Source organism: Thiothrix subterranea (assembly GCF_016772315.1).
GTDB classification, from domain to species: Bacteria; Pseudomonadota; Gammaproteobacteria; order Thiotrichales; family Thiotrichaceae; genus Thiothrix; species Thiothrix subterranea.
The window spans coordinates 1,791,623-1,811,657 of record NZ_CP053482.1; the positions used below are offsets into that span (position 1 = coordinate 1,791,623).

Annotated in this window: 20 protein-coding genes; 10 read left to right on the forward strand and 10 right to left on the reverse strand. The window is 47.2% G+C overall.

Annotated features, from left to right (window positions below; genetic code table 11):
* Positions 1-18: 18 nt before the first annotated feature.
* The 5 genes from HMY34_RS08765 to HMY34_RS08785 are packed head-to-tail and all read right to left on the reverse strand — an operon-like array spanning position 19 to position 7,835.
* Positions 19-2,370 (reverse strand): DUF262 domain-containing HNH endonuclease family protein, encoded by a 2,352-nt coding sequence (locus tag HMY34_RS08765; RefSeq protein WP_202718863.1) that lies wholly within the window; start codon positions 2,368-2,370, stop codon positions 19-21.
* A 21-nt stretch (positions 2,371-2,391) separates the two neighbouring features.
* On the reverse strand, positions 2,392-3,219 hold the full coding sequence (locus HMY34_RS08770; RefSeq protein ID WP_202718864.1) for a phosphoadenosine phosphosulfate reductase family protein: 828 nt from the start codon (positions 3,217-3,219) through the stop codon (positions 2,392-2,394).
* Positions 3,212-6,691: a hypothetical protein gene (locus tag HMY34_RS08775; RefSeq protein WP_202718865.1), complete on the reverse strand. Its 3,480-nt coding sequence runs from the start codon at positions 6,689-6,691 to the stop codon at positions 3,212-3,214. Before HMY34_RS08775 ends, HMY34_RS08770 begins: the two co-directional genes overlap by 8 nt.
* On the reverse strand, positions 6,688-7,623 hold the full coding sequence (locus HMY34_RS08780; RefSeq protein WP_202718866.1) for a DUF4007 family protein: 936 nt from the start codon (positions 7,621-7,623) through the stop codon (positions 6,688-6,690). Before HMY34_RS08780 ends, HMY34_RS08775 begins: the two co-directional genes overlap by 4 nt.
* Positions 7,620-7,835 carry a hypothetical protein gene (locus tag HMY34_RS08785; RefSeq protein ID WP_202718867.1) on the reverse strand — a complete coding sequence of 72 codons (216 nt, stop codon included), beginning with the start codon at positions 7,833-7,835 and terminating at the stop codon, positions 7,620-7,622. The genes HMY34_RS08780 and HMY34_RS08785 overlap by 4 nt, the downstream gene beginning before the upstream one ends.
* Before the next feature lie 120 nt (positions 7,836-7,955).
* On the opposite strand from HMY34_RS08785, the gene HMY34_RS08790 reads away from it, so the two are divergent.
* A complete protein-coding gene (locus HMY34_RS08790) occupies positions 7,956-8,438 on the forward strand; it encodes a phosphorothioated DNA-binding restriction endonuclease family protein (RefSeq protein ID WP_503663873.1) in 483 nt (160 codons plus the stop codon).
* 50 nt (positions 8,439-8,488) lie between these two features.
* Complete coding sequence (locus HMY34_RS08795) at positions 8,489-8,704, forward strand: DUF2281 domain-containing protein (protein ID WP_202718869.1); 216 nt, start codon at positions 8,489-8,491, stop codon at positions 8,702-8,704.
* 3 nt (positions 8,705-8,707) lie between these two features.
* Here HMY34_RS08795 and HMY34_RS08800 read toward each other — a convergent pair whose 3' ends face one another.
* Complete coding sequence (locus tag HMY34_RS08800) at positions 8,708-9,094, reverse strand: HIT family protein (RefSeq protein ID WP_202718870.1); 387 nt, start codon at positions 9,092-9,094, stop codon at positions 8,708-8,710.
* A gap of 83 nt (positions 9,095-9,177) precedes the next feature.
* Between HMY34_RS08800 and HMY34_RS08805 the strand changes: the two genes are divergently transcribed.
* From HMY34_RS08805 to HMY34_RS08820, 4 genes are all read left to right on the forward strand, one after another.
* Positions 9,178-9,396 (forward strand): hypothetical protein, encoded by a 219-nt coding sequence (locus tag HMY34_RS08805; RefSeq protein ID WP_202718871.1) that lies wholly within the window; start codon positions 9,178-9,180, stop codon positions 9,394-9,396.
* Positions 9,393-9,833 carry a type II toxin-antitoxin system VapC family toxin gene (locus tag HMY34_RS08810; RefSeq protein ID WP_202718872.1) on the forward strand — a complete coding sequence of 147 codons (441 nt, stop codon included), beginning with the start codon at positions 9,393-9,395 and terminating at the stop codon, positions 9,831-9,833. The genes HMY34_RS08805 and HMY34_RS08810 overlap by 4 nt, the downstream gene beginning before the upstream one ends.
* Before the next feature lie 90 nt (positions 9,834-9,923).
* Positions 9,924-10,247: a helix-turn-helix domain-containing protein gene (locus HMY34_RS08815; RefSeq protein ID WP_202718873.1), complete on the forward strand. Its 324-nt coding sequence runs from the start codon at positions 9,924-9,926 to the stop codon at positions 10,245-10,247.
* Positions 10,248-10,621: 374 nt separating this feature from the next.
* Positions 10,622-10,993 (forward strand): DUF2237 family protein, encoded by a 372-nt coding sequence (locus HMY34_RS08820; RefSeq protein WP_202718874.1) that lies wholly within the window; start codon positions 10,622-10,624, stop codon positions 10,991-10,993.
* On the opposite strand, the gene HMY34_RS08825 is transcribed toward HMY34_RS08820, so the two are convergent.
* Positions 10,990-11,922, reverse strand: a complete 933-nt coding sequence (locus HMY34_RS08825; RefSeq protein ID WP_202718875.1) for an EF-hand domain-containing protein — start codon at positions 11,920-11,922, stop codon at positions 10,990-10,992. The genes HMY34_RS08820 and HMY34_RS08825 overlap by 4 nt on opposite strands.
* Positions 11,885-12,466: a LemA family protein gene (locus HMY34_RS08830; RefSeq protein ID WP_202718876.1), complete on the reverse strand. Its 582-nt coding sequence runs from the start codon at positions 12,464-12,466 to the stop codon at positions 11,885-11,887. The genes HMY34_RS08825 and HMY34_RS08830 overlap by 38 nt, the downstream gene beginning before the upstream one ends.
* Positions 12,467-12,580: 114 nt before the next feature.
* Here HMY34_RS08830 and HMY34_RS08835 point away from each other — a divergent pair, with 114 nt between their 5' ends.
* Complete coding sequence (locus HMY34_RS08835) at positions 12,581-13,123, forward strand: chalcone isomerase family protein (RefSeq protein ID WP_202718877.1); 543 nt, start codon at positions 12,581-12,583, stop codon at positions 13,121-13,123.
* A 30-nt stretch (positions 13,124-13,153) separates the two neighbouring features.
* On the opposite strand, the gene HMY34_RS08840 is transcribed toward HMY34_RS08835, so the two are convergent.
* Both HMY34_RS08840 and HMY34_RS08845 read right to left on the reverse strand, forming a co-directional pair.
* The gene (locus HMY34_RS08840) at positions 13,154-15,307 is read right to left on the reverse strand and encodes a RelA/SpoT family protein (RefSeq protein ID WP_202718878.1); all 2,154 of its coding nucleotides are present in this window, start codon (positions 15,305-15,307) and stop codon (positions 13,154-13,156) included.
* A 36-nt stretch (positions 15,308-15,343) separates the two neighbouring features.
* Positions 15,344-16,027, reverse strand: a complete 684-nt coding sequence (locus tag HMY34_RS08845) for an HAD family hydrolase (RefSeq protein WP_202718879.1) — start codon at positions 16,025-16,027, stop codon at positions 15,344-15,346.
* 79 nt (positions 16,028-16,106) lie between these two features.
* Between HMY34_RS08845 and HMY34_RS08850 the strand changes: the two genes are divergently transcribed.
* From HMY34_RS08850 to glyS, 3 genes are all read left to right on the forward strand, one after another.
* A complete protein-coding gene (locus tag HMY34_RS08850; protein ID WP_202718880.1) occupies positions 16,107-16,913 on the forward strand; it encodes an esterase/lipase family protein in 807 nt (268 codons plus the stop codon).
* Positions 16,914-17,027: 114 nt separating this feature from the next.
* Positions 17,028-17,936 (forward strand): glycine--tRNA ligase subunit alpha, encoded by a 909-nt coding sequence (gene glyQ / locus HMY34_RS08855; RefSeq protein ID WP_093066954.1) that lies wholly within the window; start codon positions 17,028-17,030, stop codon positions 17,934-17,936.
* A complete protein-coding gene (gene glyS / locus HMY34_RS08860) occupies positions 17,936-19,996 on the forward strand; it encodes a glycine--tRNA ligase subunit beta (RefSeq protein ID WP_228288022.1) in 2,061 nt (686 codons plus the stop codon). The genes glyQ and glyS overlap by 1 nt, the downstream gene beginning before the upstream one ends.
* Positions 19,997-20,035: the final 39 nt, after the last annotated feature.

Sequence of the window (20,035 nt, forward strand, 5' to 3'; positions counted from 1 at the left end):
CCAATATTTAATACAAATTTACTCATTAATTTCTAGCCACTGAGACAACTCATGCCAAGCTAAGTGGCAGATATTTCTTCCTCTCTCTGTCACTATCTCAATATTCCAATCTTCTATATCTGTAATGGATGATATTAATGGCATGAATTTTCCATCTTCAATAGCTCTAATGGCAGCTTTAGATAATGGATATGGACTGTTTTTTGCTTTTTCAATAATACCAGCAATTTCTTTTTTATCTTCTTGAGAAAATGCGGTAAAAAAAAGCTTCTTTTGTAGCCAAGGCTTATTTCCAATGATAGCGTTTTCTAACTCTGGAAGTAGAATTAAATTCCCAATTGTATGAACGGTGTCAATATCATTGTATAACTCATCTCTCCATATACCCCTTCCATTTTGAGGTGCAATATGCTCAACAGTTTTATGAAGAGGATCGCGCCATTTTGATAATTCTAAAAAGTTGCAATTATCACGCCCTTCTTTTGTTAGAATATGTTTTTTTACTTTTCCTTCCACTGAATTATGAGCTGCCACTATTAATAAGAACTTACATAATGCTTTTGATTTGTCATATAGTGGTTGATTGATAACTTTGTTTGTCCAAGATTCTTTGTTGAGAACTTTATCTTGATTAGTTCCGAGTTTCGGAGAGTCTATGTAAGATAATAGATATTGATTAAGTTCTGCGGGCGAAGCTAATTCATTATTGCTCAACAACCCTAACTTAAGAGGCTTTGACGCAATTTTCTTATGTCCTTTTTTCATTAAATTTCTAAAATCAGAATCAATACCTGCGGTACTTCCTGTTGCTGCTCTACGGATGACTAAGAATGCAGTAACTGATTTTACTACTTTAATAAAATCACTCCAACATTTAGATTGTTCAGATGCAAAGTAATATCGTGCTAAAATTGGAATAGCTAGTGTTGTATTCATATCCTTAATAAAATTAAGACACAGTAATATTTTTTGCCGTTCAGGGTAATCAAGTATTTCTGGAAGTGCATTAGCAAGAGAGTGTTCTTCCCAAAAAATCCTCCTATAAAAAGCAATATCTTTTAATGATTTAACAAAATATTCTTTTTTCTCATATAATTCATTATCTGAATGAATTAACGAATATTTACTTCTCAGATAACGACGCTGCCCACCTAAATCATAATTTTGAGTATCCCCACCTATATATAGGGCAAATGATGTTATGATCTCTTTTGTTTCAACTTGCCTTATATCTTTCTGAGACTTTGAAATTTCTGCTTTTGATGACAAGCATTGATCAATTTCATCGAAAAATAATCTACTTCTTGAGTTGGAAAAGTCACCTGTTATATGTTTTCTGTCTTCTATGAATTTTATTACCTCAGGCTTGAATGTTTCTATTGCCGTTAATGGTTCACCAGTAGTATTAAGCGCATCAAATATATCAAAAACATATTTATCATCCTCCACTTGAACACATGTAAGAGAAATATTATTTAAAAGATAGCTGGAAAAGAAAATAACCCTAGCTAATCCATCACTTAACTTGTTAAAGTTTTCTTTGTCAACATATAAACCATTGCCTTCAAGAATTTTTATATAATTATCATTATTGAAAAACTTCACTCTCGAAGGAAATATTTCCTCATCAGAATCATCAGTTAAAGCCTCGCCTTTTGAAATTCTGTCTATGAATTTATCTATGTGTTTTATGGATTTTTTAAGAAATACTTGATCTTCGCTTTCACTCATTGTACTAAAACTATGAAATACAAAATCATTATATTCAAAATCACCTTGGGTGAAATCATAATAGTGCTTTCCAAAGTTAAACAAATATTCGGCAATAAATGACTCATACTTCTTTGAAGATGCATTATGTGCTCTAGTATCTACAGACTCTCGTACCAATCGGGGATAAAATTCTGATAAATAATCTTTTATTCTAGTGCTATTTTTTCTGCCAACTATGCAACTTCTTAGAGAATCCAATAAGGAATAAATATCTTGGCTTAAATCATCTTCTTCTTGTAAATTTAGCTCGTTTGATTCAAGCATTATTTTGTTCATTAATCGACAAATGATTAACGCAATTGTGCTGAGCCGTTGCTGACCATCTACAATAGATAAGGATATGCCTCCAAATTCTTTTTCCTTCTTTTCTTTATCGTTAGATAATATTATTGTTCCTATGAACCTGATTGAGCTATCTTCTTCAAGAAGAATAATGCCATGAAGGATTGATTCAAAAAGCCTAAAAATATTTTCATCATTCCAGCGATAACCACGCTGATAGATAGGTATTCTATAGCCCACGTTGCTATTGTGAAGCAAAAATGTATCCTGAATTGATAATGCTTCAGAAGTAAAAGTATCAGACACTTTTGGCATATATCTCTCTCTTAAAGATGCTCAAAGAGCGCAAATTGAACAAGCCTGATCTTCGGGATCATCATCTTCTTGATCTCTTAAAGCATCTTGCCACTTTATTGCATGAACACTCTTAGCATTACGGTTAGCTGTCCGTGTTCCTTCTGTTTTTTCTGCATGTGCTACCACCTCTTCAAGTGTCTTGCCTTGCACCCATGTATAACCTTGCCCTGACTCTTTCTCAATACGAACAGCTTCTGCAAAAAGATCAGGATGTTCGCGCTTTAATCCTAACCATTCATCTTGACGTTGGAAGAAGCAGAAGTAGCAACCTGAACGACTACGCCACCGATAATATTCTGGAATACCAACAGTATTTTCTAAAATGCGGAAAATATCTGACCGAATTAATCCATCTTCCATAAAAGGAAAAACTGCTTGAATATTTTCTTTCTGACTAACATAACCTTCTCTATTTTCATCTGCTCGAATGCCGATATAAGTTACAACCGGATCATTGCCAACAAATTTTTCAAATGGCTTAATTTTCATCATTGACGTACACCAACGCTGCCGTGGTGACGGTAAATAATTGTTGTGTATTTTCAACCAATGCTCAAAATCTCGCTCAGGACTCAGTTTTTTAATTTCCTTACCTAAGTAAGCCTCAAGTTTATCAAGAAAATCATAGACCTCCTGAAGTTCAGCACCGGTATCAGTGAAGAAATACTCTACGCGATTATGAATCTCTGGGTAGTGATCTCGAAGGTAAATGGCGAGCGCAGCACTATCCTTACCGCCAGACAATCCGAGGACGTGGCGTGAGCCTTCAAGTTCTGAAGCTTCTTGTAACGTCAAATGCTTAGTCATGTTTAACTTTACTCAATTGCTTGGGGGCAACTACTTTGGGGCGTTGAGTTGTCTGATAATCACGCAAGAAATCATCCACTAATTCAGCTAATACTGCAAGTTGTAATTCTTTATCAGCACCGAATAGTTGATGATTTAATCGACTTTTTAGCTCATCTGTGGCTTCTCGCTGCATTTTACTAATTGCAACAGGCTGCTGACGCTCTTTGCCACCTTTTTTTATTGATTTCAACAAGATGACATCAAACTCATCTTGGCTGTTTTGTCTTTTTTGGTCATGAATGCGCAAAGCCTCAAGATCAAGCATACGCCGAGAATATTCATTCAATCGCATATCTGCTTGCGCCTTATCACCATCTAGCCATTTTTCCGGTGACTTCTTGCCAATGAACATTAAGATACTGATAAACCAATCATTATCATCTTTTTCCGTATTCGTCAGACGATTGATAAATGCTTTCAAACCATCGGTATCGACTGTGTACGCATCAAGTCCTAAGTAACGACCTGTGACGCGCCTCATCTCAGGGATCGTTGCATCAGGCTTGAGTCGTAGGGCTTGCGCTAAGAAACCTTGTTGCTGCTCCAACATTTTAGAGTAAGCATGTTTCAAAGTACTCAACGTATCTTTAAGCGAATCAACATAGCCATCAAACTTGCTTTGTTGATCAGGGCGAGTATCGAACCCTAACGCTTGTGGAATGCCCTCAAACAGCAGTTGCTCAGGTGACTTTGCAAGGTGAAAAGCATTACGGAATGCCTTTGCTTTCTCTGACAAGTCACTGGTTTTTTGTGTGTACTCATTAAGTCCACCCACAAACGTAGCCAATGGCTTGATTGCCTGTACCACCGATCGTTCTTTGCCATCATCACTGAACAATGCCGTCACGTATTGCTTAAAGATCGAGGCACGAATGCCCTCAACCCTGAACAACTGCACCTTGAACAGTTCCGGTGTTTTAACGAAGCGTTCCAACACTTCTTTTGCAAGCGTTGGTACATAGCGCCCCTCTTCATACAAAGCGAGTTCATCCTGATGGACAAGGTAAGCCGCCAAGTACAACACGGGCAAAACGCCCTGTTTCAAGCCGTAAGGTGTTCTGGTCAGTTCGTTATTGAGGTCACTAAAAGCTCTAGCTTGCTGATCGGTGGAATCCAAAAATTCCTCAATCGCCGCCCACGTTCTATGCAAGCTGCTACCACTAGGGGGAGAGCGAAAATCCCATTTCCCTTGCTCATTCTGTTGATGAACGCCCGTTGCATGAAGTAAAGCAAGGTACATTGCCTTTTCAGGAGGGAATTTCTCGATACCTAAATATTCTTGATCTGAGTTAAACAACATCATCTCAAGCAAACGATTACGTCCCGCTGCGGCTTGGCTCGATGGTTTGTCACGATTGATCAACTCATTCTTAATTTCAGGCATATAGCAATAGAGCTTGCCCAAAACATCGGATAAGGTACTTTGGAAAGCCTGTTTGCTCGCAATAGGTAATGGTTTTTTCTGCCAAAACCAATGGCTACGCTGTGGCTGTTCCAACAGTAAGTAAACTTGTGCCTCTTCTGCTTTCAATGCCAATTGGTAATAGTCACGAAATTCACGTTGAGCCACCGGATCAGAATGCAACTCTTGGGATTTGTTTTGGACGGCTTCCAATGCCAACACATCAGCAACCGCATCACGCAACGTTGCCGCATGAGGATAGTTCACCAACACATCTAACGGTGATGCGTTAGCCACCACTCGTTTAGTGAATGTCTCCTCATCTTGCCGATCTTCCGCAAGGTAGAAGACAATTCTAGGTGTGCTTGCACCTTCGTCCAACTTACCCAGTGAACCTGCATCAATGAATGCAGTGGTGAAATATTGCATCGAGCCTTTTTGAATGGAGAACTTACGTGCAACAATGGGCATATCGCCATGTTGCTTGCTTAAGCGTTCTGCCAAACTGAAGACACCGAGCTTGCCACGTTCTTCTTGTAAACGTGCCTCAAGATCAAAATCACTGCCTTGCCAAACGCGGTATTCATTGTTGTATTTACGAAGCTGCAACACTGCCCGTTTTTGCAAAGTATCTAATGCAACGTCTACATCAGCAGAATCCTTCAAACATACTGCCAAAATATCTTTAGAAGCCTTTAATCCTGCTTGTGCACCAATGAGATTTAGCAAGCCTACGGTTTTCAATATCTTCACTGCATCAGCATTATCATCACCTAAGCGTTCTAATGCTGTCACCACCTCAGCCCAACGCCGATGCGTCAGATGATCAACAACCGCAGCAGGTTGATTACTGATGAAGTAATCGTAGATTTCCCATGGATAAATCCAATCACCCAATTGCTCTAAACGCTTGAGACTGTCTTGAAAACCAAACGCCTCATGACTCCCCAAATAGTTAAACAAGGTGCGTTCATTTTGGGCTATTTTTTGGCATAGCAACGGCAACAACAAAGCACTAACCGGATGTAGCGGGTAACATTGCTGGAATAATTGACTGGCAGAAGACTGATTCAATGCACTAGGTAGGGCATTGGTATCAGCTAACATTGCCGCTAGTTGATCAGCCTCAATCGCAATATTTTTAGGTAGCTTTTTCGGTTGCTCAATAGCTTTACCGACAATTCGCAAGGTTTGTTCTGCCGATTCCAAAAAAGGAATGACCTCAAAACGCCCTTGTACTTTTGCCCATTCGTTTTGTTGAGTCCGCCCTAGTCCTCGTGCGTATTGTTCAAAGGATTGATGCAACAGTACGAAAATAGACAGAATTGCACCATCTTCCCGTTCACATCCTTTGTAGGCGTGTTCTGCCAATGCCTGCAACAGATGAATATCATTAGCTTCAGGGTGACGAGCTTCATACTCAAGAAATTTACCCAATTCATCAATGACAATCAGCAAACCATAGCCATTATCAACAGCAATGGCTTCTTGTAATTGACTAACAACATCAATAATTTGTGTGACGGTAATAATATCCTGTGAAGTCAATTGCCTGATTTGCTCAAGCACCAAGGGGAATCGACGCTGTTCACGAGAAAAGAATGCAGTTGCTCCATCAAGCAATGCCGTAGCTAATCGCTTACTCAAAGGTTCGGGACTACCTGTCAAAAAGACCCTACAATGTTCTAAGGGCTGCCCGTCCCCATCCCAAAACTGATCAATGACTTGCTCATCACACTTTGCTAACACGTTTTGTGCTGTATCCGTTGCGACATCATCCGCCGCACCTAACAAATGGGAAAGAAAAACAGCAAAGGACGATTTTCCAGAACCGTATGGCCCCATTAACGTCCACGCACGCGGCATACTGCTTACTGTTGTAATCGTATCGCCTATACGTGCCAACGTATCTAAAGCGCGGGTTGTGGGAATATATGCCTTTACGACAGCGACGGAATCAGCGTCACGTTCGAGGTTAATGGATCGCGTGTAGTTGATATTTACCTGTATTTTTTCAACCAAGCTCATGCTGCTGCCTCATAAATATTGTATTGTGCATAGTATTCTTTCAAGAAAATCATAGGATCAATGATTATATCCTGTGTTTTGTAAAGCCGATTCACACCTGCACTTTCACTGAAATAAAATACATTATTTTTCCGTTGTTTTAATTGTTCTAATTTGAATAGAAAAGCATTCTCAGTCAGGCAAAAAACTGCACCTGGTGCAGGATAATCGCTTTTGCCGTACATCAAATCTTCAATAGCTAAAGAGGTTTGCTTAGTGGCATTGAAAAGTGAAGCAACCGCATAAGCCACTATTTCAATGGGTAGATGATCTTGCTCCCCAATTTGAACTTTGTGAGTTTTACCATCAGGCAATAGAGAAAGCAGTTTAAGCGTCGTAAAGGGTGCATCCAGCAATTCATCCGACACCTGCTTTGTCTTGCTAGGACGAGCATCCGAATACATCCGCAAAGTGACAACGGCATCGTTCTTCAGGGTATTTTTAGAGTATTTTCCGCTTGCCTGTTGCTTCAAAAAGTCTGCTAAGGCTTCGGTTGCCTCCGCTGTCGTAAACTCAGGCTTGTGGTAACGATTGAACAACCAATAGGAACAGGTCGCCACTTCGGGATTACTTGCCATCTGCCAATGAAGCAGCCAAATTGTTGCCTCATCTTCCAGATACGGGTCACAACCTGCATTCTCATCAAAAATGAAGTCACCTAACGGCGTAGGTCGATAACCATCCTCACATTTTTCAAGAATCTGTGCTGCTTGCGCCCAATAGCGAATAGCATTCACCATATTCTTACCAACGCCAAGCCTGACCGTTGCATCATCAGCGTCAAACACGCCAGCATCATTCTTCACTTCTTGATAGGCTTTCGTTAGCCAGCTATAGCGCATTGAAAATGTTTCATGCCTGCCAAAAGCCACTCTTTTAGGATTAAATTTCATGCAGATATTCGCTTTTCATTTACTTTTTCTTCTGGAATGACGGGTGTAGCCAGTGATAACGTAAGCTGTTGCCTGCCTTTAAGGAAAGACTCGACATTTTCCAAAAACCAGCTTTTCAAACTGACATTATTCATCATAAGCTGTTCATATAGTTCTTGTTTTGTTTCTGGATTTATTTCAATGACAATCCTGCCACTCACACCTCTTGCCATACTATTTTGCTCCATTGGCACTATGTCACATAACACGTTTAGTGTAACATTACACAGATAACAGTAACATTCAAATTAGCTGTTTTTTTAACAAAAAATAAACCTTAAAAAGTGAAGCTAATGATTCCACAAAGATTTCTCAACTACGTTTCCGACATGAATACATGGTACGCCGATGGACGACGCGAACCACAAAAGCCACTTCTACTATTGCTGGCATTAGCACGGGTACAAGCCGGAAAACCCCGCCTAATGGCTTTCGATGAAATCGAGGAAAAGCTGCAACAAGTCATTGAAGACTTCGGCCCCAACCGTCCACCTCATCCAGAATACCCTTTTTGGCACTTACACTCAGAAAAAATCTGGGAAATTCCGCAAAGTCACACCGTCCCCACCACAAAATCCGGCAGTGCCAGCAGAAAATACCTCCGCGACCACAAAATACAAGGTGGCTTTAGCATGGAAGCATTTGACTTGCTCACCGCTGATCCTGAACTGCTGGAACAGGCGGCAATGATCTTGCTAGACGACAACTATCCCTCCTCAATCCACCAAGACGTGTTGGATGGCGTGGGGCTGGAAATAGACGTGACTTCGACTTAAGCCCAGCCCTTGGCGTATACTCATCCCATACACACAGACAGGTAAGTGCCATGCAAACGTTTGACCAAATTATCCGCCAGACACGCACCTTGCCGGAGAATATCCAGCAAGAAATACTGCATTTCGTAGAATTCATGCTTGCTAAATATCAAGCACCTGTTACCGCCGCAAAGCCCGCGAGTTCCACCCCATTTGCTATCTACCAAACGCTAGATTTGGGAGTCGGTGGATACGCACAATTTCCTTCCAACCGTGCCAAACGTTGACCGTCATTCCCAATACACCGCCTTTTCAGGAAAAATCCATCGCACCCCACCACGCGGATCAGCCTGATCGCCCACATAACGCGGCATCACATGCACATGCAGGTGAAACACCGTTTGCCCTGCCGCCTCCCCAACATTCACCCCGATGTTATAGCCTGCGGGCTGGTGTTGGGTATCCAATTGCTGCTTGGTGAGATGCAGCAATTCATGCAAAGCGTTGAATTCTTCAGCCGTGAGTTCAAACAGTGAAGCCACATGACGCTTCGGAATAATCAGCGAATGCCCCAACGACACCGGAAAACGGTCACGAATGACCACATGAAACGCATTTTCCGCCACAATATCCGCCGCCGCGAGTTGGCAGAACGGGCAAAAGGATGCAGTGGTCATGCGATTACTCCTTAGAAACCCAAAAGATTCCTGAAAAATAAGATGTTATACTTTTCACATAGCAGCAACCACAGGTGATGACCATGAACGCACTCAGAAATCATGTATTGCAAGAAGTTGCCCGGCTTGACCTTAAAAGCCTGTTGGCAATCCAATCTGTTATGGATGCTTTGAAAAAACCAACCACAGTTTCCATCCACAATAAACGCGGCGTTGCAGCAGCCCGTTGCCGCCAGATACTTGCCAAACTCCCCGGCAGTTTGAGCCAAACAATCCACGAAGAACGGGAAGACCGCGTGTGAACCTATTTTTTGACACTTCAGCTCTCGTCAAATATTTCCATCTCGAAGCAGGCACTGCCCAAGTCGTCAGCTTGATGGATGACCCTACCAATGAAATCTGGGTATCCGATTTGGCAAGGATTGAGTTTATTAGTGCGCTTTACCGCAAGTTTCGCCGGGGCGATATTGACGATCTGCAACTTCAGGAAACGCTCTCGACATTTGATCTGGAATGGGTGCAAATGAACAGGCAACCCATAAGTGATGCAGTGATTGAGCAAGCAGACCAACTCATGCGACAAAAAGCTAGGCAGTACGGTTTACGCGCCCTAGATGCCATCCAGCTTGCCAGCTTCAAGCTATTGGCTGAAGATAATTGGTCATTCGTTGTTGCGGATGGAATCTTAGCGGATACTGCGACATCTGAAAGCCTTGCCGTGATCAGAGTTGCCTGTTAATACCCATCGCACCGTTGAATTCTTCAGCCCTTTGCCTGAAAAGATACTACACTATGCTTTTTACCGACAAAGCATTAGAATAGTGTCTTTATGAATGACTTGGCAGACCGGCGCAAAGCTATCCTCTTCCCCAAGCAGCAAAAAATCCTGCGTACCTTGGGAGAAAATATCAAGTTGGCACGCAAACGCCGCCAGCTTACCCAGAAACTGATCAGCGAACGCACCGGTATCAGCCCCATCACCTTGCGTAAAATCGAAAAGGGAGATGCTGGAGTTTCCATCGGTCACTACCTGACTATGTTGGCAGCACTGAATCTGGCGGAAGACCTTGCCAACGTAGCGCAGGATGATGAATTTGGGCGCAAATTGCAGGACGCTAAATTGCTGGGTGCTGACAAGAAGGGCGGAAAATAAATAGCCAAAAAAGTGAAAAGCGTTAGCCAATAATAGCCATAATTAGCCAATACGCACACATTCCGTATCGTTAAGAAGCACCTGCACCTCCTAATTGTTTAATTAAAGACCATTATAGAGCTTTCCATTGCTGTGCTGTGTCGTTGATCTTCTCAAAAATCGCGTTTTTTGAGAAGATGCCAAAGAACATACACCAAAATCGCGTGTTTTTGAGAAGATGATTACCTGAACAAAGCCTTGGTGGATTTGCTGTTCAATATTCCCAAAATGACAACCGACTAATACGCCCCAATCCGATAAGTACGGGAACTTGCAACGCCAACCGTTACCAGCCACATTGCACCCCAGCAAACCGATACAGGAAACCCCAGCTCATGTACGAATCCCTCAATGTTTTAGGCACAGCACTGGAAGAATGCAGCACCCAACCCATCACCGGCTTTTTCCGCGATGGCTCCTGCAATACCCACAAACAAGACGTTGGCTCGCACACCGTGTGCGCAGTCATGACGCAAGCCTTCCTCGAATTCAGCCGCTCACAAGGCAACGACCTAATGACACCCGTGCCAGAATACGGTTTCCCCGGCTTGAAACCGGGCGACCAATGGTGTTTGTGTGCCGCCCGTTGGCGCGAAGCTTTTGACGCGGGTAAAGCCCCACGGGTACGGGTGCTGGCAACCCATCAAGACTGCTTACGCATCCTCGATTTGGCAGACTTAAAACAACACGCGGTTGATTTGTCTTAACGGATATGCGCCGCCGCCATCAGCCCCCACCAAGCCAGCGTATGCAACCACGCCGCCCACTGGTAACGCCGCGCTAATTGTTCCGGCGGAATATTCGTGATCAAAAAAAGCTGCCCTGCCTGCGCCCCTGACATCACGTGCGTACCCGGCAGGCGTTGTTGCGCACGAATATCCGCATCCACCCACTGTTGTGCCGCAGCCAGCACAGTCTGCCATTCGTCTGGGTCGATTTGCCCATTGCCATCCGCATCGAAATTCTGCAATAAGGTGTGATCATCGCGTTTCCAATCCGCCAGCAATACCGCCAAGCGTTCACGCCGTTCTTGCGACACATTGCTGTGCGCATGGCGTTGGGTGCGCAATTCGCCCAAGGCATACAAGGTTTGTCCGGGGTAAATCGCGTGCAATAAAAACAGATGGTTGTCACCCGTGCGCGTCACAATTTCCGCCTCCTGCGGGTACAATAAACAGCGCCCAAACGCATCCTCCAACAAAAACGGCTGGTCTTCCACGTAACCCGGCAACCACACCGTCACCGGCAAATGCGGCAAACCACGGGAACTTTCACCCTCCGGCAATGCTGCCGTGCCGGACAATTCCACATAACCTTGCGCACTGCTGCTCAGCCGTGAAGTAGGCGTATCCACAATCAAGCGATAGCGCCGGTACAAGCCCAACGCAAACCACAAACTCCCCAATGCAGGCAACAACAACCATTCCCGCCCCGCTTGCTCTGCCAGCAAAAAGCACCCCGCAGCCCCAAACAACGCGAACCGCCAGGTGCTGGCAAGGTTCATCAACCCGCCCTTGCGTAATACCGCAAAGCGCTGATTTTGCGCGACGTTATACCAATTGATGCCATCCGCATCGCCTGCAAATGGCGCAACCGGTTCAGGTTCCGGCAGTAAATTGCGCAGCCACATCCACATCCGCGATTTCCTCAGACTTGAAACTCAACAAACGGAAGGGCTTAAAACTGAACGATTTGGCAATGATCAAATCAGGAAATTGTTCCATGCGGGTGTTATTGAGCGCGGCAGAATCGTTATAAAACTCGCGGCGATCCGCAATGCTGTCTTCCAAACCGGTAATGCGTTCGCGCAAATGCTGGAATGACTCGCTGGCTTTGAGTTCGGGGTAAGCTTCTGCCACCGCAAACAAATTTCCCAACCCAATGCGCAAAGCATTATCGGCGGCTTCCAACGCCCCCATATTGCCAAATTGCATCGCACTGACCACGCGGTTACGCGCTTCCATCACCGTTTGCAGCGTGGTTTGTTCGTAAGCCATGTGTTCTTTGCAGACTGCAATCAGCTTGGGTAACTCGGTATTGCGTTGCTTTAGCAATACTTCCATATTGCTCCACGCTTTTTCGGCATTGTTTTTGAGTAACACCAATTGGTTGTATAACAGGATGCCCCATAACAGCAGGCCACCCAACAGGGCGAAGAAGATAATGAGTCCGGTATTCATGGCGTTATTTTTATCAATAGTTTTTCGGATTACCCCAGTCTAGCAGCTAGTGGCAGGTGCTCCAACGTGGTATAGATGAGCGGCTATCGTCACAGCAAAACCGAGGAGGACATCATGCAAACCCTATTGAAATTCTGGCTGGCCTTAGTGTGCCTACTACCGTTGGTCGGTCACAGCGCCGATCAGTTTCCCGCCCAACAAACCTTTGCCGGGCAAACCTTGACCTTGAATGGCAAAGGCGTGCGCACCAAGGCATTTTTCACCCTCTACAACGCCGGTTTGTATGTGCAGGAAAAAAGCACCGATGCCAACGCCATCCTCAACAGCAATCTGCCCAGCGCCATGCGTTTAGAAATCACCTCCGCCATGATCACCAGTGAAAACATGGAATCGGCCGTGCGCGAAGGCTTTAAACACTCCAGCAATGACCCCGCTATCGAACCCCGCATCGAACAATTAATCGCCGTCTTCAAAGAGGCGATCAAGGAAGGCGATGTCTATGATTTGATCTACACCCCCAACACGCTTGCCATTATCAAGAATGGGCAACCGGCTGCCACGATTGCTGGGCATGATTTCAAACGCGCACTGTTTGGCATTTGGTTGGGGGAAAGGCCAGTGCAAGCGGGTTTGAAAAAAGCGTTGTTGGGGAAGTAGCACGCGCTCAACCCCAACCTTACGCCTCACTCACCCCTTGCGCTGCGCATCAATCACCGATGGCAATTGCAACAGCTTTTCCAAGACCTCGCCGAGTTGTTGCACATCGCGGATTTCCAACGTGAAATCCATCACCGCCAGACAAGGGTCGTGCGTGTCACGGGTATGCAGGCTGTGAATATTCACCTTTTCCTTCGCCAGCAAACTGGCAATATCGCCTAACACCCCCGATTTATTGTACGTCGACACCGTGATGTCGGCGGCATACGCGGCGGTGTGGCTACCCCAGTCCACCTCGATAATGCGTTCCTCACGTTCCTTGCGTAAGTTGGCAAAGTCGGGGCAATCGGTGCGGTGCACAATCACGCCACGCCCTTGCGACAAATACCCCGCAATCGGATCACCATTGACCGGGTGGCAACAGGTCGCCAACTGGGTATACAGCTTGCTGACCCCGCGTACCTCAATATCGCTGCTCACCGTATCGAGGCTACGGGTCTTGCGTAATTTGAATTCGGCCTCGTGGGTGCTCAGCAAAAAGCGGCGAATTTGCGCCGGAGACACTTCATTACGCCCGACCGCAATCAGGAAATCGCGCTCGCTAGGGCGACTGAATTGCCGTGCCAGTTCCGCGTAATCCAATTTACCCAAATTGAGCAAATGGCGTTCCTTCTCAAGGATGCGTTCGCCATCTTTGGCATTCTGTTCGTGGTTTTGCTGGCTAAACCATTGGCGTACTTTTTGGCGGGTACTGCCGGATTTGACGAAACCGAGTTCGGGTTTCATCCAATCCTGACGCGGGTGCTCGTTTTTACTGGTAAGAATTTCAACCTGATCGCCATTACGCAGCGCGTAATTGAGCGGCACAATGTTGCCATTCACCTTTGCCCCTCGGCAACGGTGTCCGACGCTGGTATGCACATGGTAAGCAAAATCCACCGACGTTGAGCCTTTCGGCATGTCAATAATTCGACCCTTGGGCGTAATCACAAACACCCGGTCGCTGAAGACTTCCGTGCGGAAATCCTCCATCAAATCGCTGTCACTGTCGTTGCTATCCAATAAGCGCCGCATCGAATTGATCGCATCGCTCATGGCTTGATCTTGGCGTCCGCCTTCTTTGTAATACCAATGCGCCGCCATCCCTAGCTCGGCAAAACGGTGCATTTCGTGAGTACGGATTTGCACTTCCACAAATTTACTTTCCGGCCCCACCACCACGGTGTGAATCGACTCGTAACCGTTGGGCTTGGAATTGCTAATATAATCATCGTATTCTTCGGGAATATGCCGCCAAGTATTGTGCACCGCATCCAGCGTGCGGTAGCAAGTACCGGTATCCGCCACCATCACCCGTACCGCGCGTAAATCGTAGAGTTCGTCAATCCCAATCTGCTTGCGGCTGATCTTTTTCCAAATGCTGTACAGGTGTTTGGGGCGACCGTACACCTCGGCCTGAATGTCATTTTTAACCAATAATTCTTTGAGGATGTGAATAAAATCAGCAATGTATTGCTCACGCTCAATGCGCTTATCGGCTAATGATTTGGCGATACCCTTATAGATATCAGGGTGCAAAAACCGGAACGACAAATCCTCCAATTCCCATTTGACTTGGCTAATACCTAAACGGTTTGCCATCGGCGCGTACAAATCCATGCTCATCCGCGCCACACAACGGTGCAAATCCGACAGCTCCTCCCGCGACAACAAGCGCAGGTGTTGCAAGCTCCACGCCAATTTAATCAGCACAGTGCGAATGTCTTTAATCATCGCCATCAACATGCGCCGCAACTGTTCGCCCTGCTCTTGACGCGAGCTGCTAGGGTCCGTGTTTTCCACGCAGTCACGGAAACGTTGCAGATTGCGCATGTCTTCACACAAGCGCCGCACGGCTTGCCCGTACTCTTTTTCCACCTCATCCAAACTCAGGTTTTTCTGGAAACGGCTATCGCACAGCAACGCCGCCATTAAGGTGGTTTGATCGACATCCAAATGGCGCAGGATTTCAGCGACATCCAAGCTACAAGGTTGTAAGGGGTCAGTCGGCGGCGGGGATTGCAACAAATTGTCGATGATTTGCCCAATCAGGTAAAAATCGCGCTCATTATCGGACACCCAAAAGCGCTCAATCCACGCCTGACGGGTTCGTGACTCGGTATCGTTGGTTCGGCTATGTCGCATGTCAGCAATGCTTCCTCTCTAACAAATAGTTATTATTTATAGTGTTGCAATAACAGCCTCCAGTTGCGCAAGGTGGTGAATGGTCGCATCCGGTTCCCTCCCACCCGGCCAAGTTTGGCGTTCGGGATTAAACCAGACGGTACGCAAGCCTGCACTGGCTGCCCCCTGAATATCCCGCACCGGATCATCGCCCACGTAGACGGCTTGGTGCGGAGAAATGCCTACACGTTCTAATGCTTGGTGGAAAATAGCCGGGTGTGGTTTGGCGACCCCGGCCTCGGCAGAACTGTGCGTAAATTGAAACAAATGCCCAACACCAATGTGATGGACACTGGCATTACCATTACTGATAACGCCAAGCAAAAAACGTGCCGAGAGTGACTCCAGCGCCTCCAACGCCCCTTCAAAGAAGGTCACTTCATTGCGTGCCAACCAAAACACTTCAAACCCCTCCGCCACCAAGGTATCGGGATAAGCGTGTGCTTGCGCCAAGGTTGCCAGCCAGTTTTTGCGTAATTGGGTAAGATTATAGTGCAATTCAGGGTATTGCTGCATGTAGTTCATGCGATGTTTAATCAGTTCAGGTAGCGCATACTGCGCGGTGATCAGCGGGTAATGTTGCTGCAACCATCCATAAAAATGCCGTTCCGCTTGTTGAATCACCGGCTTTACCGGCCACAAAGTGTCGTCAAGGTCAAAAGCAATACAGCGTATAGTCATGATGCTACTCACGATATGGGTTAGAATTTAGGGGTAATATTAGCATTCGCTAACACAATCATCATCAAAGGAGGCTGACATGAAAATCCGTCATTTAATAGTACTGGCAGCAAGCCTGTTGTTATTCCCCGCGTCATTATGGGCGCAAACCGTGGTGCTGGTACACGGTTTCCAAAGCACCGGCATGGACTGGCGCAAACAAGGCGTTACCCCCGTATTGCAACAATACGGCTGGGTAGACGGCGGTAATGTGGTCATGACACCACAAGGCGCTTACAGCATCAGCAATCCCACCGTGAAACCAGAACGCATTTTCTACACGCTGGAATTACCCTCGCGTGCACCGATTATGCTGCAAACGTATTGGTTGAACGCTTATTTGCAACACCTTCACACCCAACGCCAAGAGCCGCTGACTTTGGTCGGGCATTCGGCGGGTGGTTTAGTCGCACGCGCTTGGCTGGTGAGCGCCAACAGTGTGCCGGTGGATACCTTGGTAACGCTGGCAACCCCGCACGTTGGCACACCCAGCGCGGATTTGGCGAGTTTAGCAACCGATACCCCAATGGGCTTTTTCGCGGACATGATGGGCTTTGATAAATGGAGCAGTGAGCCGGATGATTTGTACGATGATCTGCGCGTGGAACAGCCGGGGCGGTTTTTGTATTGGCTGAATCATCAGCCGCACCCGTCCATCCGTTATGTTTCAGTGGTGCGGGATAACCAAATGCGCCCCGACCGCTTTGATTTTGTGGTACCGACTTACAGCCAAGACATGAACAATACGTTTGCCCTGCGCGGTAAGTCCGAATATTGGACAGTGCCACGCTCGCACTTTTTGAGTATTCGGGATGGTTATGTATTGGCGCGGATTTTGGGGCGCTAACAATTCGCCATAAACCCCCAATTTCCTACCGCACATTCGGTTAGAGTGCTGAATGCCACAGCAGCTTGCAGTATACTTGCCCCCTTTCAGGCATAAACGTAAAGCAAGTAAGTTATGGCTAACTATGACCTTTCCACCTTTCAAGGGCTGATTCTGGCTCTGCAAGATTACTGGGCGCAACAGGGCTGCGTCATCATGCAACCGTATGACATGGAAATGGGCGCGGGGACGTTCCATCCAGCGACATTCCTGCGTTCCATCGGCCCTGAGCCGTGGCGTGCGGCGTATGTGCAACCCTCGCGCCGCCCCACGGACGGGCGTTACGGTGAAAACCCCAACCGGCTGCAACACTATTACCAGTTTCAGGTCTTGCTGAAACCGTCACCCGATAATATTCAGGAACTGTATCTCGGTTCACTGCAAATGCTCGGTTTTGACCCGCTGGTACATGACATCCGCTTCGTAGAAGACAACTGGGAATCGCCAACGCTGGGCGCATGGGGTTTGGGTTGGGAAGTATGGTTGAACGGCATGGAAGTCACCCAGTTCACCTACTTCCAGCAAGTCGGCGGCTTGGATTGCAAACCGGTCAGCGGCGAGATTACCTACGGTCTGGAACGCCTTGCGATGTACATGCAAAACGTGCAAAGCGTCTACGATCTGGTGTGGACAAAAGGCCCGCAAGGTGTTGTCACCTACGGCAATGTCTACCACCAGAACGAAGTCGAGCAATCCACTTACAACTTTGAACACGCCAATGTTGAAGAACTGTTCCACACCTTTGATGTGTGCGAACGCGAAAGCCAGCGCCTGATCGAAGCCGGATTGCCCTTGCCTGCTTACGAACAAATGCTCAAAGCCTCGCACACCTTCAACTTGTTGGATGCGCGCAAAGCCATTTCTGTGACCGAACGCCAGCGCTTCATTTTGCGGGTGCGTACCTTGTCGCGAGCGATTGCCGAAGCCTATTACAACGTCCGTGAAGCGTTAGGCTTCCCGATGCTGTCCGCAGGAGAAAAATAATGTTACACGATTTATTGGTGGAAATTGGCACCGAAGAGTTGCCACCCAAAGCCCTGAAAAAACTCTCCGACGCTTTCACGGCGGGTATTGTGGCGGGTCTAGCGGATGCGGGTCTGGTCGCAGCGGAAGTCTACCCTTATGCTGCGCCGCGCCGTTTAGCGGTATGGTTGAAAGGCGTGCCCAAGCAGCAAGCCGACCAAATTATCGAGCGCAAAGGCCCCGCGTTGGCAGCCGCGTTTGACAAAGAAGGCAACCCCAGTAAAGCGGCGGAAGGATTTGCGCGGTCGTGCGGCGTGGCGTTCGCGGACTTGCAACAGATTGATACCGACAAAGGCGGCTGGCTGATCTTCCGCCAGCAACAAGTCGGGCAACAAACCACGGCACTTTTCCCTGCGATTGTGGAAAAGTCCCTCGCGGCACTGCCGATCCCGAAGCGGATGCGTTGGGGTAGCGGCACGGCGGAATTCGTGCGTCCCATTCATTGGATTGTGATGCTGGCGGATAGCGCCGTGATTGACGCGAATATTCTGAGCATTCAGACCGGACGCGAAACCCGTGGACACCGTTTTCACGCGCCTGCTCCCGTGGCGATTACCTCGCCTGCCGATTACGCCGTGCAATTGGGCGATGCGTATGTGGTCGCTCGCTTTGAAGCGCGGCGCGACATGATCAAGACTAAAGTTGAAGCCCTTGCGGCTGAACTCGGCGGCACAGCTATCATGCCGGAAGAGTTGCTGGATGAAGTCACCGGCTTGGTCGAATGGCCTGTTCCCGTGGCGGGGCGTTTTGAGGAACGTTTCCTCGACGTGCCGCAGGAAGCCTTGATTTCGACCATGCAGGACAACCAAAAATATTTCGCACTGGTCGATGCTGACGGCAAATTGATGCCGAATTTCATCACTGTCGCCAATATCGAAAGCCGCGATGTTTCGCAAATTTCTACCGGGAATGAGCGCGTGATTCGCCCGCGTTTCAGCGATGCCGAATTCTTTTGGACGCAAGACAAAAAGCAAACGTTGGAAAGTCGCCGCGAACAGCTCAAGAAAATGGTGTTCCAGCAAAAACTCGGCACGCTATACGACAAATCCGAGCGCGTCGCGCTGTTGGCAGCAGACATTGCCCAACGCATGGGCGGGGATGAAGCCTTAGCCATTCGCGCGGCGCAACTCGGCAAGTGTGACCTCGTGACCAGCATGGTGTTTGAATTCACCGAACTGCAAGGCACGATGGGGCGCTATTACGCCAACCACGACGGCGAAGCGGCAGAAGTTGCCAGTGCAATGGAAGAGCAATACATGCCGCGCTTTGCGGGTGACGAACTGCCATCCACCGCTACCGGACGTATTTTGGCGCTGGCGGAACGGCTGGATACACTTACAGGCATTTTCGGCATCGGGCAAAAACCGACGGGTGCAAAAGACCCATTCGCGTTGCGCCGAGCGGCGTTGGGCGTGTTGCGTATCTTAATCGAACTGCAATTACCGCTGGATTTGGCAGACTTGCTGGATAAAGCCGCTGACGGTTTAACCCCGCACCTTGGCAGCAAGCCGGATACGCAAGAAGCCTTGGATTATATCCTCGAACGCCTACGTGCTTACTATCAGGAGCAAGGCATTGGCGCGGAATTGGTCGAAGCGGTAGCTTCCCTCAAACCGACCCAGCCGTTGGATTTTGACCGTCGGGTGAAAGCGGTTGCTGCATTCCGCCAATTGACCGCTGCTGAAAGCCTTGCCGCTGCCAACAAGCGTATCGGCAACATCTTGAAAAAGGTCGAAGGCAGTTTGCCGGAAAGCGTGAATCCGGCCTTGTTGCAGCTTGAGGCAGAACAAGCGCTTGCCAGTGCGGTGCAGTATCAGGAAAACAAAGTCGTGCCGTTGTTTGCAGCGGGGCAATACGAAGCCGCGTTGCTGTCATTGGCGGAATTGCGCGAACCTGTGGACAAGTTCTTCGATGATGTCATGGTCATGGCGGACGATGTGGATTTGAAAAACAACCGTTTGGCGTTGCTGAATCGCTTGCGTGGATTATTCCTGCGCGTGGCTGATTTGTCCGTGTTGTAATGTCTTGAACTGGGATTTTCAGGATTGAAGGATGGGCAG

What these genes read in the sequence shown, in the direction of transcription:
- HMY34_RS08850 (WP_202718880.1), top strand. Translation starts at nt 16,107, where the DNA reads ATGAAAATCCGTCATTTAATAGTACTGGCAGCAAGCCTGTTGTTATTC.
- HMY34_RS08835 (WP_202718877.1), top strand. Translation starts at nt 12,581, where the DNA reads ATGCAAACCCTATTGAAATTCTGGCTGGCCTTAGTGTGCCTACTACCG.
- HMY34_RS08780 (WP_202718866.1), bottom strand. Translation starts at nt 7,623, where the DNA reads ATGAAATTTAATCCTAAAAGAGTGGCTTTTGGCAGGCATGAAACATTT.
- HMY34_RS08815 (WP_202718873.1), top strand. Translation starts at nt 9,924, where the DNA reads ATGAATGACTTGGCAGACCGGCGCAAAGCTATCCTCTTCCCCAAGCAG.
- HMY34_RS08805 (WP_202718871.1), top strand. Translation starts at nt 9,178, where the DNA reads ATGAACGCACTCAGAAATCATGTATTGCAAGAAGTTGCCCGGCTTGAC.
- HMY34_RS08825 (WP_202718875.1), bottom strand. Translation starts at nt 11,922, where the DNA reads ATGTGGATGTGGCTGCGCAATTTACTGCCGGAACCTGAACCGGTTGCG.
- HMY34_RS08775 (WP_202718865.1), bottom strand. Translation starts at nt 6,691, where the DNA reads ATGAGCTTGGTTGAAAAAATACAGGTAAATATCAACTACACGCGATCC.
- HMY34_RS08795 (WP_202718869.1), top strand. Translation starts at nt 8,489, where the DNA reads ATGCAAACGTTTGACCAAATTATCCGCCAGACACGCACCTTGCCGGAG.
- HMY34_RS08845 (WP_202718879.1), bottom strand. Translation starts at nt 16,027, where the DNA reads ATGACTATACGCTGTATTGCTTTTGACCTTGACGACACTTTGTGGCCG.
- HMY34_RS08840 (WP_202718878.1), bottom strand. Translation starts at nt 15,307, where the DNA reads ATGCGACATAGCCGAACCAACGATACCGAGTCACGAACCCGTCAGGCG.
- HMY34_RS08830 (WP_202718876.1), bottom strand. Translation starts at nt 12,466, where the DNA reads ATGAATACCGGACTCATTATCTTCTTCGCCCTGTTGGGTGGCCTGCTG.
- HMY34_RS08790 (WP_503663873.1), top strand. Translation starts at nt 7,956, where the DNA reads ATGATTCCACAAAGATTTCTCAACTACGTTTCCGACATGAATACATGG.
- HMY34_RS08765 (WP_202718863.1), bottom strand. Translation starts at nt 2,370, where the DNA reads ATGCCAAAAGTGTCTGATACTTTTACTTCTGAAGCATTATCAATTCAG.
- HMY34_RS08785 (WP_202718867.1), bottom strand. Translation starts at nt 7,835, where the DNA reads ATGGCAAGAGGTGTGAGTGGCAGGATTGTCATTGAAATAAATCCAGAA.
- glyS (WP_228288022.1), top strand. Translation starts at nt 17,936, where the DNA reads ATGTTACACGATTTATTGGTGGAAATTGGCACCGAAGAGTTGCCACCC.
- glyQ (WP_093066954.1), top strand. Translation starts at nt 17,028, where the DNA reads ATGGCTAACTATGACCTTTCCACCTTTCAAGGGCTGATTCTGGCTCTG.
- HMY34_RS08770 (WP_202718864.1), bottom strand. Translation starts at nt 3,219, where the DNA reads ATGACTAAGCATTTGACGTTACAAGAAGCTTCAGAACTTGAAGGCTCA.
- HMY34_RS08800 (WP_202718870.1), bottom strand. Translation starts at nt 9,094, where the DNA reads ATGACCACTGCATCCTTTTGCCCGTTCTGCCAACTCGCGGCGGCGGAT.
- HMY34_RS08820 (WP_202718874.1), top strand. Translation starts at nt 10,622, where the DNA reads ATGTACGAATCCCTCAATGTTTTAGGCACAGCACTGGAAGAATGCAGC.